This is a genomic window from Sulfitobacter sp. TMED3, assembly GCF_002167505.1.
Lineage (GTDB): Bacteria > Pseudomonadota > Alphaproteobacteria > Rhodobacterales > Rhodobacteraceae > Sulfitobacter > Sulfitobacter pontiacus.
Genome location: NZ_NHBI01000022.1, coordinates 115,007 through 130,893 on the forward strand (window position 1 = coordinate 115,007; position 15,887 = coordinate 130,893).

The following is a 15,887-nucleotide window of genomic DNA, read 5'->3' on the forward strand; positions in this document are numbered from 1 at the left end:
AGCCAACNNNGAANTTTAGCATATGAGGTCACCATGGCAGGTCACTCAAAATGGGCAAATATCCAGCACCGTAAGGGCCGTCAGGACAAACTGCGCGCCAAGGTGTTTTCCAAGCTCTCCAAAGAAATCACCATCGCGGCGAAGATGGGCGAACCCGATCCGGACAAGAACCCGCGTCTGCGTCTTGCGGTGAAAGAGGCCAAGGGCCAGTCCATGCCCAAGGACAACATCGAACGCGCGATCAAGAAAGCCGTCGGCGGCGAGGGCGAGGATTACGAAGAAATCCGCTATGAAGGCTACGGCCCCAATGGTGTTGCCGTCATCGTCGAGGCGATGACCGACAACCGCAACCGCACCGCGTCGACCGTGCGGTCCACCTTCACCAAGAACGGTGGCAATCTGGGCGAGACAGGCAGCGTCGGCTTCATGTTCGACCGGAAGGGCGAAATCACCTATCCCGCCAGCGTTGGCGATGCCGACACCGTCATGATGGCCGCCATCGAAGCGGGTGCGGAAGACGTCGAAAGCTCGGATGACGGACATGTCATCTGGTGCATGGATACCGACCTGAACGATGTCAGCACCGCGCTAGAGGCCGAGTTGGGCGAATCCGACAGCACCAAGCTGGTCTGGCGTCCGACGACCACGACCGAAATGGATCTGGAAGGGATGGAAAAGCTGATGAAGCTGATCGACGCCCTGGAAGACGACGACGACGTGCAGCGGGTCACCGCGAACTTCGAAGCCTCTGACGAGGTGATGGAGCAGCTGTAACATTTACGCCCCGCCAGCGACCCACGTCGCGGCGGGGCTTTGCTTTGGCGGGGGGCGGGTGCGTCACGCGCCCGCGAGACACAAAAAAACCGCCCTAGCATAGCTGCGGGGCGGTTTTTTTGTGTCAGCGTTTGGGGCCGAATTTATCCCAAAAGGCGCGCCATGCGAAAAAGACCACCCCAGGCCGGTTTGGTCGTGGTGTCGCGCACGCGCTGCTGCGATATAGAGGCGAGGACGCGTTTGACCTCGTTCAGGTGCCCCAAGGCCTTAGATCCGCCTGCGCTTGCCTGAACGCTCAGGATCTTGGACTGTGTGTGCAGGGCTGCTTCGATAAGCGCCAATTCATCTTGGCTGATTTCCAGCTTCTGTTTGTCGTCGAACATGACATTATTCCTTGGTTGTATGCGGATCAGATAGGCGCTGTATCTGTGGTTCGCTAGTAGTAACGGGCCCAATCACGCAAATGTTTCGCGGCCGCAACAATAAAGTTGGGGTTGCAGGGGATGAAAATTTATTTTTGGGTGGGGTCCGGCGGTGCATCTTGCCCGAGACCGGCCCAGATTCCCGACGGAGCTTTTGACATATGACCGCCTTCTTTCCCGGCTTTGCCTTGGGCCTGACCTTGATTCTGGCGATCGGGGCGCAGAACGCCTTTGTCTTGCGCCAAGGCTTGCGGTTGCAGCATGTCTTTTGGGTCTGCCTGACCTGCGCCTTGTCAGATGCGGTGCTGATCGCCGCAGGGGTGGCGGGGTTCGGTGCGCTGGCAACGGCGGTGCCGTGGTTCGAAACGCTGATGCGCTACGGCGGGGCGGCGTTCCTGATCTGGTACGGTTTCCAGAACGCGCGATCGGCTTGGCAGGGCGGCCATGCGCTGGCCGCTGACGGGGCCGCGCAAACCAGCCTGCGCCGCACGATCCTGACCNTGCTCGCGCTGACCTGGCTGAACCCGCATGTCTATCTTGATACCGTCGTGCTGCTGGGGTCNATCGCCGCGCAATATGANAGCCGCCTTGCCTTCGGGGCAGGTGCGGTCACGGCGAGCTTTGTTTTCTTTTTCAGCCTGGGCTATGGCGCGCGCCTGTTGGGGCCGTTTTTCAGNAAGCCGCGCAGCTGGCAAATTCTGGATGGTGTGATCGCGCTGACCATGTGGGCGATTGCTTTGAAACTTCTGCTGATGTGACCTTGCCCTTGGGGAAGGGTTGGGGAATGTTGCGCCCATGACAACTGCACATCCCCAACGCCCCGTCACCGGTATCTTCTGGATGGTCGTGACCGGCCTGTGTTTCATTTGCGTGACCGCCTTGGTCAAACATATGGGCCCGCGCCTGCCGTCCTCCGAAGCTGCTTTTATCCGTTATGGCTTTGGCTTGGTGTTCCTGCTGCCCGCGATTGGCGCGCTGCGCGAGGCGAAGCTGTCGCGCCGCCAATGGGCGCTTTTTTCGGTACGCGGCGGGCTGCATGGGGTGGGCGTTATCCTGTGGTTCTACGCCATGACCCGTATCTCTATCGCCGAGGTGACGGCGATGAACTATCTTGCGCCGATCTATGTCACCATCGGGGCCGCGCTGTTTCTGGGCGAGAGCTTGGCCCTGCGCCGGATCATTGCGGTCGTGCTGGGGCTGGTCGGGGCCGCGATCATCCTACGACCCGGGTTTCGAGAGCTGACCGGCGGGCATTTCGCGATGCTGATCGCGGCGGTGGTGTTTGGNGGGGCCTATTTGCTGGCCAANGTGCTTGCGGATGAGGTGCGCCCGTCGGTCGTCGTCGCGATGATGTCGCTGTTCGTGACGCTGTTTCTGGCCCCCTTCGCGCTTGCCAACTGGATCACCCCCACGTGGGAGGAGATCGGAATCCTCGCCGCTGTCGCCTGTTTTGCAACCGCAGGCCACTANACCATGACGCTNGCNTTTGCCGCAGCACCGCTGACGGTGACCCAGCCGGTGACCTTCCTGCAACTGGTCTGGGCCACGGCGCTAGGTGCTGTCGTNTTTGCTGAACCCATTGATATCTGGGTCGTTCTTGGCGGGGCGGTGATCCTTGGGTCGGTGACGTTTATCACATGGCGCGAGGCGATGCTGAAACGNCAGATNACCCCCGCNACGCCGGCGACGAAATTCTAGCNACGCCGCCGGCTGGAAANTGACTAAACCCTGAGTTGATCCGCNCTCAGGTTTTTATTGACTTGTCAGTCAATGAACGTAGGTTTGATGGCCAGACGCTATCAAACCACTAAGGATTCTTTATGCCCAAAGTCGGAATGGAGCCTATTCGCCGCGACGCCTTGGTCAAAGCGACGATTGCCGAAATCGGTGCTGCCCAGTCACTGGATGTGACGGTCGGCCAGATCGCGCGCCGCGCGGGGATGTCCTCGGCGCTGGCGCATCACTATTTTGGGGGCAAGGACCAGATCTTTCTGGCGGCCATGCGCTATATCCTGACGGAATACAGCGCCGAGGTCCGCCGCGAGCTGCGTCTGAACAAATCCCCGCTGGGACGNGCCGAGGCGATCATCCGCGCGAGCTTTGACGAAAGCTATTTCGATCCGGCAACGGTCAGCGCCTGGATGACGCTCTATGCCTCCTCGCGGACCAATACCGAAACCTACCGTTTGCTNGTGGTGTATCAAAAGCGGCTGCGGTCGAACCTGACCTATGCGCTGCGCCCGATCTCGGATGATCCGGCAGGGGATGCCGATACGCTGGCCGCCCTGATCGACGGGCTTTACCTGCGNGCCGCCTTGTCGGACGAGGGCAGCGCCCGCGCCGCCAGTGATCGCGCCTTGTCGGTGCTTCATATGCTGGTGGAGCGTGCGAAATGACCCAACCCAATATCCTGATCCTGATGGTCGACCAGTTGAACGGCACGCTGTTTCCCGACGGCCCNGCNGACTGGCTGCATGCNCCGAACCTNAAAAAGCTNGCNGCNCGGTCGACNCGGTTCAANAACGCCTATACCGCCAGCCCGCTNTGCGCGCCGGGGCGGGCGGCGTTCATGTCNGGGCANCTNCCGTCGGCNACGGGCGTCTATGANAACGCGGCNGANTTCNNGTCNAGCGTGCCNACNTACGCCCACCATCTGCGNCNNGCGGGCTATCAGACNTGCCTGTCGGGCAAGATGCATTTCGTCGGCCCCGATCAGCTGCACGGGTTCGAGGAACGCCTGACCACCGATATTTACCCCGCCGATTTTGGCTGGACGCCGGATTATCGCAAGCCGGGGGAACGCATTGACTGGTGGTATCACAACATGGGGTCGGTGACCGGCGCAGGTGTGGCGGAAACCAGCAACCAGATGGAATATGACGACGCCGTGGCCTATGAGGCGACGCGCAAGATTTACGACCTGTCCCGCGGTCTGGATCCGCGCCCGTGGTGCCTGACCGCCAGCTTTACGCACCCCCATGACCCCTATGTCGCACGCAAGAAGTACTGGGATCTGTACAACGATTGCGACCACCTGCTGCCCGAGGTGCCCGATCTGGGGTATGAAAATCAGGACAACCATTCGAAACGTATCTTTGACGCCAACGATTGGCGCAGTTTCGACATCACCAAACGCGACATCAAACGTTCGCGTCAGGCTTACTTTGCCAACATCAGCTATCTTGACGACAAGATCGGTGAGATCCTGCAAACGCTAGAGGACACGCGCCAAGAGGCGATTGTCATCTTCTGTTCGGACCACGGCGATATGCTGGGCGAGCGGGGGCTTTGGTTCAAGATGAGCTTTTTCGAGGGATCCTCCCGCGTGCCGATGATGATCGTGGCCCCGCAGATGGCACCCGGTTTGCAGACCACACCGGTCAGCAATATCGACGTGTGCCCCACCGTCTGTGATCTGGCAGGCGTGTCCATGGACGAGGTGATGGAATGGACCACGGGGCAATCGCTGGTGCCCATGGGGCAGGGGGTGGAACGCACCGAACCCGTTGCGATGGAATACGCGGCAGAGGCGTCTTATGCGCCGATGGTGTCACTGCGCTACGGCAAGTGGAAGTTCAACCGCTGCACGCTTGATCCTGACCAACTGTTCGATCTGGAAGCCGATCCGCACGAGCTGACCAACCTTGCCGAAGAACCTGCCCATCAGGGCACGCGGCTGACCCTGTCGGCCAAGGCCGACGCCCGTTGGGATATGGCCGCCTTCGATGCCGATGTCCGCAAAAGCCAGGCCCGCCGCTGGGTCGTCTACGAGGCGCTGCGCAAGGGCGGGTACTATCCGTGGGATCACCAGCCGCTGCGCAATGCGTCAGAGCAATACATGCGCAACCACATGGATCTGAACGTGCTGGAAGAGAATAAACGTTTTCCGCGCGGCGAATAGAACGACTGCCCAAGGGGTGCGGGCAACCAAACCAATAATGCACCCCCAACACGGAGGGACACAATGTTAACGACCATCATTTCGTTCGGGGTCATACTGGCTTTGGGCTTAACTATTTTTTGTACGATCAAGTGGTGGAACCTGCCGCTGACCGGCGTGACGCCGGTGCCGCTGTTCACCTTTATCGCGATCCTCTTCACGTCGGGGCTGGATGTGGGGCTGATCATGTTCCCGCTGGCCTTCGACTTCCCGCTTTATGCGGATACGGCGACCGAGCCGGCCTATGGGTTCACCAACCCGCTGGCGCTTGAATTCGGCTTCTGGGGCTTTCTGATCTGGACGTTCTACTTTCTGACGACCTTCTATTTCTGTGCCATCGAGCCGCGGGTGAAGTTCTTCGAGATCCCCGCGATCAAACTGCTGAACAACATCGTGATCATCACCACCTGCGCCTTCACCGGTGCGTTGTTCCTGATCTATATGCCCTATTACATCGCCGAGGTCGGCGACGGAGAGACGATCCTGCCGGTCTTCTACCTGATCTGCTTCCTCGTGATCCTGATTGCGGCTTTCAGCTCCACCGATCTGAAGTTCGTGCGTGTGCTGTCGGTCAGCTCGACCCTGCTGTTTCTGGCGTTGATCGCTTACATGTGGCTGAATGCCGGCATGGGATTGGGCGAATTTGCCTCAACGGCAAGCAACCTTGGCGGCTATTTCGCGAATATCCACAAGTTCATCATCCCGCTGACGGATTACCACGAATTCTACCTGTTCTGGTGGTTCGCTTGGTCAATCATGATCGGGCAGTTCGTCAGCCGCTTTGTCGGCGGGCTGAAGACATGGCAACTGCTGGCGTCCTTGCTGGTATTCCCGTCGATCCCCTTGGGGTTGTGGTTCTCGGTGCTGTATTACTACCACCTGAACGGCATCGGCACCGCGGGCTTCCCGAATTGGGCCATGACCATCGTGGGCATCCTGTTCGTGATCAACTCTTTCGACAGTCTGATCCGGCTCTACACCGATAACCTCAACTTCACGACCGAACGCTTTGGCACTGTGTCTTATGTGGTGGCCAATGCCATCGGCCTGTTTGTGCTGACCCTGCTGTTCCAAAGCCAATGGCTGCAGATCCAGTGGGTCGGGACCATCGTGATCGGCATCTACCTGCTGGCGCTTGGCTATATGTTCTTTGTCAAACGCCGTCACCTGCACGGGCTGGATGGCAACGCCAATATCCCAGCCGAATAACCCTTAAACCTAAGCGGCCCCGCCATACGGGCGGGGCCCAACCGAAAAGAGAGACCTATGCAAACGCAACCCACCGCCAGCCATTTCATCAACGGCGAATATGTCGAAGATACCAACGGCACCCCGATCGAGGTGATCTATCCGGCCACGGGCGAGGTCATCGCGACCGTCTATGCCGCCACGCCCCAGATCGTGGAGAAAGCGATCACCGCCGCGCGGGACGCGCAGGCTGCTTGGGCCGCGATGACCGGCACCGAACGGGGCCGTATCCTGCGCCGCGCCGCCGACATCATGCGCGAACGCAACCACGATCTGTCGATCCTTGAGACCTATGACACCGGCAAACCCTATCAGGAAACCTCGGTTGCGGATGCGACCAGCGGTGCGGATGCGCTGGAATATTTCGGCGGTCTGGCGGCGTCTCTGACGGGGGAGCATATCCAGCTGGGCGAAGACTGGGTCTATACCCGCCGCGAACCGCTGGGGGTCTGTGTTGGCATCGGCGCATGGAACTATCCGACGCAGATCGCCTGCTGGAAAGGCGCACCGGCGCTGGCCTGCGGGAACTCGATCATCTTCAAACCGTCCGAGACGACGCCGCTTTGCGCGCTGAAAGTCGCGGAAATTCTGGTAGAGGCAGGGCTGCCCGCCGGTCTTTATAACGTTGTGCAGGGCATGGGCGAAGTGGGGGCCTCCCTCGTGACAGACCCGCGCGTCGACAAAGTCTCGCTCACCGGTTCTGTGCCCACGGGCCGCAAGGTCTATGCCGCGGCCGCCGACGGCATCAAACATGTCACGATGGAACTGGGCGGCAAGTCCCCCATGATCGTGTTCGAGGATGCCGATATCGAAAACGCCATCAGCGGCGCGATCTTGGGCAATTTCTACAGCTCGGGTCAGATCTGTTCGAACGGCACCCGCGTCTTCGTGCACCGCGACATCAAAGAGGCGTTCCTCAAGCGCTTGGCCGAACGACTGGACACCGCCGTGATCGGCGACCCGATGGACCCTGACACCAGCTTTGGCCCGATGGTATCAAAACGTCAGATGGAGATCGCGCTTGGCTATGTCGACAAGGGCAAGGCGGAAGGCGCGCGTCTGGTCTATGGCGGGGCAGCAATCGACCGGGACGGATTTTACATGCAGCCCACCGTCTTTGCCGATGTGACCGACGACATGTCCATCGCGCGCGAAGAGATTTTCGGGCCGGTCATGTCGGTGCTGGATTTCGAGACCGAGGCAGAGGTGATGGCCCGCGCCAATGCGACCGAATTCGGTCTGGCCGCCGGTGTGTTCACCAAAGACCTGTCCCGCGCGCACCGCGTCGCGGCGGGGTTCGAGGCGGGCACCTGCTATATCAACACCTATAACGACGCCCCGGTCGAAGCTCCCTTTGGCGGCATGAAAGATTCGGGCGTGGGGCGCGAGAACTCCAAGGCGGCGATTGATCACTATAGCCAGTTGAAAACCGTCTATGTGCGCATGGGCGATATGGAAGCGCCTTTCTAGGGCGCTGATCCAACGCTGCGCTGACGCGCATGCGATAGATGGGCGCGCATCCGGCCCAAGCTTTCCTTCGGCAACAAAGGGGGGCTTGGGCAGGGCGTGCGGGAATATGCTGAGAGGTGCTTGAGGGATCGGTCTGATCCTCAAGTCACCTCGACAATGTTGGGATGCGAGTCTTGCGCGCGTCAAGGACACGCCGCGCCGGGGGCGCGGGGCCTGCGGCCTCCTTGACCCGCGCAAGACTCACGGAAGGAAGGCGATAGGATGGAAGCTGAATTTATTATCGTAGGGGCGGGCAGCGCGGGCTGCGCGATGGCGTACCGCCTGGCCACGGCAGGGCGCAAGGTGATGGTGATCGAACATGGTGGCAGCGATGCGGGCCCGTTCATCCAGATGCCGGCGGCGCTGTCCTATCCGATGAACATGAAAACCTATGACTGGGGGTTCCAGTCCGAACCCGAACCGCATCTGAACAACCGTCGTCTGGCGACCCCGCGTGGCAAGGTGATCGGCGGATCGTCATCGATCAACGGGATGGTCTATGTGCGCGGGCACGCGATGGACTATGACCATTGGGAAGAGCAGGGGGCCGACGGCTGGGGCTATGCGGATGTGCTGCCCTATTTCAAACGCATGGAAAGCTGGCATGACGGCGGCCACGGGGGCGACCCCGACTGGCGCGGCACTGACGGCCCGCTGCATGTCAGCCGTGGCCCCCGTGAAAACCCCTTGTTCGAAGCCTTTGTCGAGGCGGGCAAACAAGCGGGATACGAGGCGACCGACGACTATAACGGCGAGAAACAGGAAGGCTTCGGCCCGATGGAGCAGACGGTGTGGAAGGGCCGCCGCTGGTCCGCGGCCAACGCCTATCTGCGGCCCGCGCAAAAGACCGGCAACGTCGAACTCGTCCGCGCCTTGGCGCAGCGGATCGTGATCGAAGATGGTCGCGCTGTCGGGGTCGAGGTGCTGCGCGGTGGCAAGACCGAGGTGCTGCGTGCCAGCGGCGAGGTGATCGTCGCGGCGTCCTCCATCAACTCGCCCAAGCTGCTGATGTTGTCGGGCATCGGCCCTGCGGCCCATCTGGCAGAGCATGGTATCGACGTGGTCGCCGACCGCCCCGGTGTTGGCCAGAACCTGCAAGACCACCTTGAACTGTATATCCAGATGGCCGCCAGCCAGCCGATTACGCTGTACAAGCACTGGAACATCTTTTCCAAGGCCGCAATCGGCGCGCAGTGGTTGTTCACGAAAACCGGCATGGGCGCGTCGAACCAGTTTGAAAGCGCGGCCTTCATCCGGTCGAAGGCGGGGATTAAATATCCCGATATCCAGTATCACTTCCTGCCGATTGCCGTGCGCTATGACGGGCAGGCCGCCGCTGAAGGCCACGGGTTTCAGGCGCATGTGGGGCCGATGCGGTCGACCTCGCGCGGGTCTGTCACGCTGGCCTCGGGCAATCCGGCCGACGCGCCGAAGATCTTTTTCAACTACATGTCGCAAGACAAGGATTGGGAGGAGTTCCGCACCTGTATTCGCCTCACCCGGGAGATCTTTGCGCAGGACGCCTTCAAACCCTTCGTCAAACACGAGATCCAGCCGGGGGCCGATGTNCAAAGCGACGANGANCTTGATGCCTTNATCCGNGAACATGCCGAAAGCGCCTATCNCCCCTGTGGNACCTGCCGCATGGGCCGCGCCGATGACCCGCAGGCGGTGGTCGATCCGCAGGGCCGTGTGATCGGAGTAGAGGGGCTGCGCGTCGCCGACAGCTCGATCTTCCCGCGGATTACTAATGGCAACCTGAACGCCCCGTCGATCATGGTGGGCGAGAAAATCTCGGACCATGTGTTGGGGCTTGATCCATTGGCCGCGGCGAATGACGCGCCCTGGATTCACCCCGACTGGGAAACCGCGCAGCGCTAAGGCATTGCCCCCTTGGTCGAGAGGCCACAAGTGTTAACGAAAGTTAACCTTGGTTAATATCTCTGGTTGATTGGGGCGTGGAAACGGCCCAATCAACGGGATATGAAAGCCATCCTTCATTCATGTTTCGCAGCGGCTTTGCTTGCCGTTTTCACGCAACCCGCTGCGGCGGTCGAACCGCGTCTGTCGGGCGAGATCCGGGTTATCGACGGCGATACGATCGCATTGGGTGAGACGCGGATCCGGCTTTTCGGCATCGATGCGGTGGAAGGTGACCAGCCTTGCCGTGCCTCGGATGGGCGCGTGTTGAACTGCGGCGCTTGGGTGACGGCGCAGGTGCGCGCCACCTATGACGGCCAGCGGGCCGACTGCCAGCGGGTGGATACCGACCGCTATGGCCGGATTGTCGCGCGCTGTGCCGCCTTGGGGCAGGATATGGGGCGAGCCTTGGTCGCGGCGGGGCTGGCCTTTTCCTACGCGCGCTACAGCCGCGCCTATGTCGCGCGTGAAGCGGCGGCCAAGCGGGCGGGACGCGGGGTGCATGCCTATGAAACGCAGCGCCCTGAAGCCTATCGCAAAGCCTCTAAAGCAGCGCCAAAGCCCGTTGCGTCATCGGGGCCGGGCGGCTGTGTGATCAAGGGGAATGTCAGCAGCAAGGGCACGCGGATCTTTCACGTGCCCGGACAGCACGACTATGACCGTACCGTGATCCGCACCGACAAGGGCGAACGCTGGTTCTGCAGCGCGGCGCAGGCGCGTGCCGCCGGATGGCGGGCGGCCAAGCGGTAAGCGGTCAATCCACCTGATAGGGCAGCACGTCGCGCAGGTTCGGGTCCACCACCAGCTGGCGTTCCAGCGGCGGCACAGACCGCTGGTGGCAATGTTTACGCTCGCAGATACGGCAAGATATGCCGATGGGTTCAAACGCCGAGGCGCGGGTGGTGTCCATCCCGTCAGCATAGACCAGCGCGGGCGCGTGGCGCACCTCGCACCCCAGTGAAATCGCATAGCGCCGCACCGGCGCGCCAAACCGCCCCGCCGGCTTCGAGATGTCCCGCGCCAGCGAGATATAGCGTACCCCGTCCGGCGTTTCGGCAAGCTGACGCAGGAAGCGGCCCGGCGTTTCAAAGGCGCTGTGCACGTTCCACAGGGGGCAGGCTCCGCCAAACCGCGCAAATTGCAGACGGGTGGCCGAATGGCGTTTGGTGATCGTGCCTGCCTGATCCACACGGACAAAGAAGAACGGAATCCCCTTTGACCCGGGGCGTTGCAGCGTCGACAGCCGATGCGCGACCTGTTCGATCGACGCCCCGAAATCAGAGGCCAGCACCTCGAGGTCGTGGCGGCAGCTTTGGGCGCGCTCCAGAAACCGGGCGTAGGGCATCAGCGCGGCCCCGGCAAAGTAGTTCGCCAGCCCCATCTTCGCGATGTCACGGGCCGCAGGGCTGTTGAAACGCGCGAAATCCAAGGTTGCCTCAAGCAGGTCGTTCTGGCGCACAAGGGCGACCTGCAGCAGCATCTGGAACGTCTGAGTGGCCTGCGAGGCGCGGGCCGAGACATGCAACACGCCGCTGGCCGGATCATAGCGGCGCAGGGCATCTGTCTCGTCGAAGGCGACGGTGATGCCGGCGCTGGACAGCGCCTTTAGCGTGGTGTCGCGCAGGCTTTGGCCGCTGCCGGTGTCGCGGGCGAAATACTCGGCGGCGCGGTCCACGGCATCCAGATAATTGTCGCAATAATGGAAGAAGTCGCGCACCTCTTCCCACGGGCTGGGGGAGGGGCGGGCATCTTCGCGGCCCAAGGCTTCGTCCAGATAGGCCAGCCGTTCCTGGGTCTGGCGGTGGCTTTGGTGCAGCTTGATGAACGCCCGCGCCAACCCCGGCGCGTTGGAGGCCGCAAGCTGTACATCGGCCAGCGGCAGCACATCGCCCTCGAACACCGGATCGGACAGGACTTCGCGCATGTCGCTGACCAACCGTTCGCTGTCCCCGCTCGACAGTTCGGTGACATCCATCCCGAATTCAGACGCCAGCGCCAACACGACCGTGGTGCTGACGGGGCGGTTATTGTTCTCCATCTGGTTAAGGTACGGGAGGGATACGCCAAGGCGCGCGGCGAATTCTTTCTGGGTATGAGCCAGATTTGTGCGCAGCTCGCGCAGTTTTGCGCCAGCGTATAGCTTTTGGATCGCCATCGGGGTGGAGCCTTTGCAAAGTTACCGGTTCTGCAAACCGTATCTTTGCAAACTAACGGCGGCAAGGCCCGTCAGGCGATACCAAGCGCCCGTTCACGGCGGATCACGACCAAGATCGACGCGACGCCCGCGACGGCGGTAGCCAGCATGATCCAGAGCAGCGGATAGGCTCCGGTTTCCTCGCTCAGCAGGGCGCCGGCCAAAATGCTCAGCCCCGCACCACCGCCAATCATGATCGCGCCGCCAAGCCCGGATGCTGTGCCCGCCAGATGCGGGCGCACCGACAACAGGCCCGCGGTGGCGTTGGGGATGCACAGCCCGTTGCCAAGGCCCACCAGCGTCATCATCCCGAAGAACGACAGCGGCGATCCATAACCCAGCAGGAAGATCATCATCGACACCGACCCGCCAATCGCATTGGCCAGACAGCCCCAAAGCACCAGCGTGTTGACGCCGACCACAGTCGCTTTGCGGGCCGTGATAAAGTTGCCAAGGAAATAGCCCACGGCGGGTGCGCCGAAATAGATGCCAAGCTCGGCCGGTTCCATGCCGAAAACGACGCTGCCGACGAAGGGCGCGCCGCCAAGGTAGGCAAAGAACGCCCCCGAGCAGCAGGCCGCCGCCATGGAGTACCCCCAGAACCGCGGAGAGCCGAGCAGCTCGGGGTATTCGGCGAATTGCTGGGTCAGCGTGCGCCCTGACGCGACGTGGGTCTCGCCAAGGTCGAACCATGTGATCGCCAGTACCAGCGCCCCGATCCAGAACATCGCCCAGAAGGTCGCCTGCCAGCCGAAGGATTGTTCCAGCAACCCGCCCACAGCGGGGGAGATCATGGGCACCAGCGCCATGCCCATCGTGACATAGCCGATCATCGAGGCGGCTTTATCTTGGGCGAACATATCGCGCACCACTGCGCGGCTCAGTACCATCGACACGGCGACGATGGCCTGCACGCAGCGGAAGGCAAGGAACACAGCCGTCGTGGGGGCGTAGATACAGCCCACCGTCGCGACCATATATATCGCCAGCCCCCATAGCAGCACATTGCGGCGGCCCAGATTGTCCGAAATCGGGCCGATCAGCACCTGCAATACCGCGCTNCANAGNAGATAAAGCGGNACGGANAGCTGCATCACAGCGTAATCGGCGTCGAAATATTCNGCCATAGCGGGAAGGCTTGGCANGAACATATTCATCGCCAGCGCCCCGATCCCNGAAAGAAGGATCAGCGTGGAAATATGCGGGGGGGATGTTTTATCCAGAAAACGGACGGGGTTATCCTTGATCATTGCATATCAGTATGCCTGCGGTTGCATCTTGTCTATCCAGAACCATACGGTAACCGAACGATTTGCAGGTTTTCAATTAGCAAAGATGANGGGTGTATAGTTTTTGCAAATTTGCAAAAATGCTCTTTGGTTCGCGCGGGGGCGGCGTTACGGTGGCGGAAATCTTATAGAGGTGCGTGATGAAAGATATTCTGGAACAGCTTGAAACCCGCCGCGACGACGCCCGACTGGGCGGAGGGCAAAAGCGCATTGATGCGCAGCACGCCCGTGGCAAGCTGACCGCCCGCGAGCGGATCGACCTGTTGCTTGATGATGGGTCGTTTGAAGAATTCGACATGTTCGTCACCCACCGCTGCACCGACTTCGGGATGGAGCAGCAAAAACCCGCAGGTGACGGCGTTGTCACCGGTTGGGGCACGATCAACGGCCGTCTGGTCTATGTCTTCAGTCAGGATTTCACGGTCTTTGGCGGATCGCTGTCCCAGACCCACGCGCAGAAGATCTGCAAGATTCAGGATATGGCGATCCAGAACGGTGCGCCTGTCATCGGGATCAACGATTCCGGCGGNGCGCGTATTCAGGANGGCGTCGANAGCCTCGCGGGCTATGCCGAGGTGTTCCAGCGCAATATCGAGGCCTCCGGTGTGATCCCGCAGATCAGCGTGATCATGGGGCCATGTGCGGGCGGGGCGGTCTATTCCCCTGCGATGACTGACTTTATCTTCATGGTTAAAGACACGTCCTATATGTTCGTGACAGGCCCTGACGTGGTNAAAACCGTGACCAACGAACAGGTNACCGCAGAGGAATTGGGCGGCGCGACGACGCACACGCGCAAATCCTCCGTCGCGGATGGCGCGTTTGAAAATGACGTCGAAGCACTGGCCGAGGTGCGTCGTCTGGTCGATTTCCTGCCTGCCAACAACCGCGACCTGCCGCCCGTGCGCCCGTTCTTTGACGAACCCGACCGGATCGAGGCGTCGCTTGATACATTGGTGCCCAGCAACGCCAACACGCCCTANGACATGAAAGAGCTGATCCACAAGCTTGCGGATGAAGGCGACTTTTACGAAATTCAGGAAGACTTCGCCAAGAACATCCTGACCGGCTTTATCCGTATCGAAGGGCGCACCGTGGNTGTGGTCGCGAACCAGCCGATGGTNCTGGCGGGCTGCCTTGATATCGACAGCTCGCGCAAGGCGGCGCGGTTTGTGCGCTTCTGCGATGCGTTCGANATTCCGATCCTGACGCTGGTGGACGTGCCCGGCTTCCTCCCCGGTACGGGGCAGGAATATGGCGGCGTGATCAAACANGGTGCCAAGCTGCTGTTCGCNTATGGCGAAGCGACGGTGCCGATGGTGACGGTCATCACCCGCAAAGCCTATGGCGGCGCGTATGACGTGATGGCGTCCAAGCACCTGCGGTCCGACTTNAACTACGCGTGGCCCACAGCCGAGATTGCCGTGATGGGGGCCAAGGGCGCGACAGAGATCATCCACCGTGCCGATCTGAACGACCCCGAAAAGATCGCACGCCATACCGCCGATTACGAAGAGCGTTTCGCGAACCCCTTTGTGGCGGCAGAGCGTGGCTTTATCGACGAGGTGATCCAGCCGCGNACCACGCGCAAGCGGATTGCCCGCGCNTTTGCCTCNTTGCGCAACAAGAAAGCCGCGATGCCTTGGAAAAAGCATAACAACATCCCGCTCTAACGTCGTTTAATCCATATCCCTCGCGGNGCCTTTGNNGGNNCCNCGAGGGGCAGGAGACCGCTTTGGTTACCGATCACCCCTCTCTTTCCGCGTCTTTGNCNTACGGTNTGCATCNAGCGGGTGCGGCACTGAAGTGGCTTGCGGTTTGCGCAGCTTTCGCCACGGCCCCTGCCGCGGCGCAGCCCGTNGAGGTGCCGTCGGNCGAAAGCATCGAATTGCAAGAGGTGCTGATAGACGAGGTGGGNGTGCAGACATGGCTGCGCTTCCGTTTTGTAGCCCCTTATATCGCGCGCGATACGGGCGCTGTGGACTTTGCGCAGGTTGGGGCCGATATGACCTATCTGTGCGACGCGCTGGCCATTCCCTACATGGCGCAACATGCGCTGGACGGAGAGGTCATCGTGATCTCTTTGGCTGATCGCGTCACGGAATTCGGGGTGTCCGACCCTGAGGCCACACAGTTTTTCGAGGCATTTCGCCTGAGCAACGACACCTGTATCTGGGAGGGCCTTTGATGCACCCACAACATCTTGCGAGCGCTGCGGCACCAGCGCGCCGAACTGCGGCTTTGGCGTCACATCTGGCCGCATTGGAAAGCNCACCGTATGCAACGCCAATGAACTGCGATAATGTCGCGGCGGGGAATACCGACGTATTTCTTACTTTAACATCGGGGTCTGATTGGCATGAGGCAGTGCCGGGCCCTTTAAACAGTGACAGGAGACTTAGATGTCCAAGAGCATCACAATGCTGGCCGCATTCGGCCTTATCGCAGCCGTTGCGGCATGCGCACCCAAGCAGCAAGAAGAATATGTCGTGGTCGCACCCGAGCCCATCTCGGTTGAGCCCGTGTACACAGGCAAGTACAAGTAATGCTTGTCGGGGACAGGCCTTTGCGCCTGTCTCCAACCCCTCTGC

The 15,887-nt window shown here is 60.9% G+C and carries 15 protein-coding genes; 12 read left to right on the top strand and 3 right to left on the bottom strand.

Features of this window, described 5'->3' with window-relative positions; translation table 11 throughout:
* The first annotated feature begins 33 nt into the window (after positions 1-33).
* Positions 34-774: a YebC/PmpR family DNA-binding transcriptional regulator gene (locus CBB63_RS06640; protein WP_005852303.1), complete on the top strand. Its 741-nt coding sequence runs from the start codon at positions 34-36 to the stop codon at positions 772-774.
* Between the two features lie 143 nt (positions 775-917).
* Here CBB63_RS06640 and CBB63_RS06645 read toward each other — a convergent pair whose 3' ends face one another.
* A complete protein-coding gene (locus CBB63_RS06645) occupies positions 918-1,157 on the bottom strand; it encodes a hypothetical protein (protein WP_009826495.1) in 240 nt (79 codons plus the stop codon).
* A 200-nt stretch (positions 1,158-1,357) separates the two neighbouring features.
* Here CBB63_RS06645 and CBB63_RS06650 point away from each other — a divergent pair, with 200 nt between their 5' ends.
* The 8 genes from CBB63_RS06650 (at position 1,358) to CBB63_RS06685 (ending at position 10,563) form a co-directional block, all read left to right on the top strand.
* Entirely contained in the window at positions 1,358-1,954 is a 597-nt protein-coding gene (locus CBB63_RS06650; protein WP_286698577.1) for a LysE/ArgO family amino acid transporter, read from the top strand.
* Positions 1,955-1,991: 37 nt separating this feature from the next.
* Positions 1,992-2,894, top strand: a complete 903-nt coding sequence (locus CBB63_RS06655) for a DMT family transporter (RefSeq protein ID WP_286698578.1) — start codon at positions 1,992-1,994, stop codon at positions 2,892-2,894.
* Positions 2,895-3,016: 122 nt separating this feature from the next.
* Positions 3,017-3,592 carry a choline-binding transcriptional repressor BetI gene (gene betI / locus CBB63_RS06660; protein WP_286698579.1) on the top strand — a complete coding sequence of 192 codons (576 nt, stop codon included), beginning with the start codon at positions 3,017-3,019 and terminating at the stop codon, positions 3,590-3,592.
* A complete protein-coding gene (gene betC / locus CBB63_RS06665; protein ID WP_286698580.1) occupies positions 3,589-5,097 on the top strand; it encodes a choline-sulfatase in 1,509 nt (502 codons plus the stop codon). Before betI ends, betC begins: the two co-directional genes overlap by 4 nt.
* 63 nt (positions 5,098-5,160) lie before the next feature.
* Positions 5,161-6,345 carry a BCCT family transporter gene (locus tag CBB63_RS06670; RefSeq protein WP_286698581.1) on the top strand — a complete coding sequence of 395 codons (1,185 nt, stop codon included), beginning with the start codon at positions 5,161-5,163 and terminating at the stop codon, positions 6,343-6,345.
* Between the two features lie 57 nt (positions 6,346-6,402).
* On the top strand, positions 6,403-7,854 hold the full coding sequence (gene betB, locus CBB63_RS06675; protein WP_286698582.1) for a betaine-aldehyde dehydrogenase: 1,452 nt from the start codon (positions 6,403-6,405) through the stop codon (positions 7,852-7,854).
* Between the two features lie 261 nt (positions 7,855-8,115).
* On the top strand, positions 8,116-9,774 hold the full coding sequence (gene betA / locus CBB63_RS06680; protein WP_286698583.1) for a choline dehydrogenase: 1,659 nt from the start codon (positions 8,116-8,118) through the stop codon (positions 9,772-9,774).
* 102 nt (positions 9,775-9,876) lie between these two features.
* Positions 9,877-10,563, top strand: coding sequence for a thermonuclease family protein (locus tag CBB63_RS06685; protein ID WP_286698584.1), 687 nt, complete (start codon positions 9,877-9,879; stop codon positions 10,561-10,563).
* 4 nt (positions 10,564-10,567) lie between these two features.
* Here the strand turns inward: CBB63_RS06685 and CBB63_RS06690 are convergent, their stop codons facing one another.
* Together CBB63_RS06690 and CBB63_RS06695 are read right to left on the bottom strand one after the other, a co-directional pair.
* Complete coding sequence (locus tag CBB63_RS06690) at positions 10,568-11,968, bottom strand: helix-turn-helix domain-containing protein (protein ID WP_286698585.1); 1,401 nt, start codon at positions 11,966-11,968, stop codon at positions 10,568-10,570.
* Between the two features lie 71 nt (positions 11,969-12,039).
* A complete protein-coding gene (locus CBB63_RS06695; RefSeq protein ID WP_286698586.1) occupies positions 12,040-13,257 on the bottom strand; it encodes a multidrug effflux MFS transporter in 1,218 nt (405 codons plus the stop codon).
* 179 nt (positions 13,258-13,436) lie between these two features.
* On the opposite strand from CBB63_RS06695, the gene CBB63_RS06700 reads away from it, so the two are divergent.
* The 3 genes from CBB63_RS06700 to CBB63_RS06710 all read left to right on the top strand — a co-directional run bounded on the left by CBB63_RS06700 (position 13,437) and on the right by CBB63_RS06710 (position 15,842).
* Positions 13,437-14,969, top strand: a complete 1,533-nt coding sequence (locus CBB63_RS06700) for an acyl-CoA carboxylase subunit beta (protein WP_286698587.1) — start codon at positions 13,437-13,439, stop codon at positions 14,967-14,969.
* Positions 14,970-15,064: 95 nt separating this feature from the next.
* Complete coding sequence (locus CBB63_RS06705; RefSeq protein ID WP_286698636.1) at positions 15,065-15,484, top strand: DUF6497 family protein; 420 nt, start codon at positions 15,065-15,067, stop codon at positions 15,482-15,484.
* Positions 15,485-15,698: 214 nt separating this feature from the next.
* Positions 15,699-15,842 (top strand): hypothetical protein, encoded by a 144-nt coding sequence (locus tag CBB63_RS06710; protein ID WP_005852323.1) that lies wholly within the window; start codon positions 15,699-15,701, stop codon positions 15,840-15,842.
* Positions 15,843-15,887: the final 45 nt, after the last annotated feature.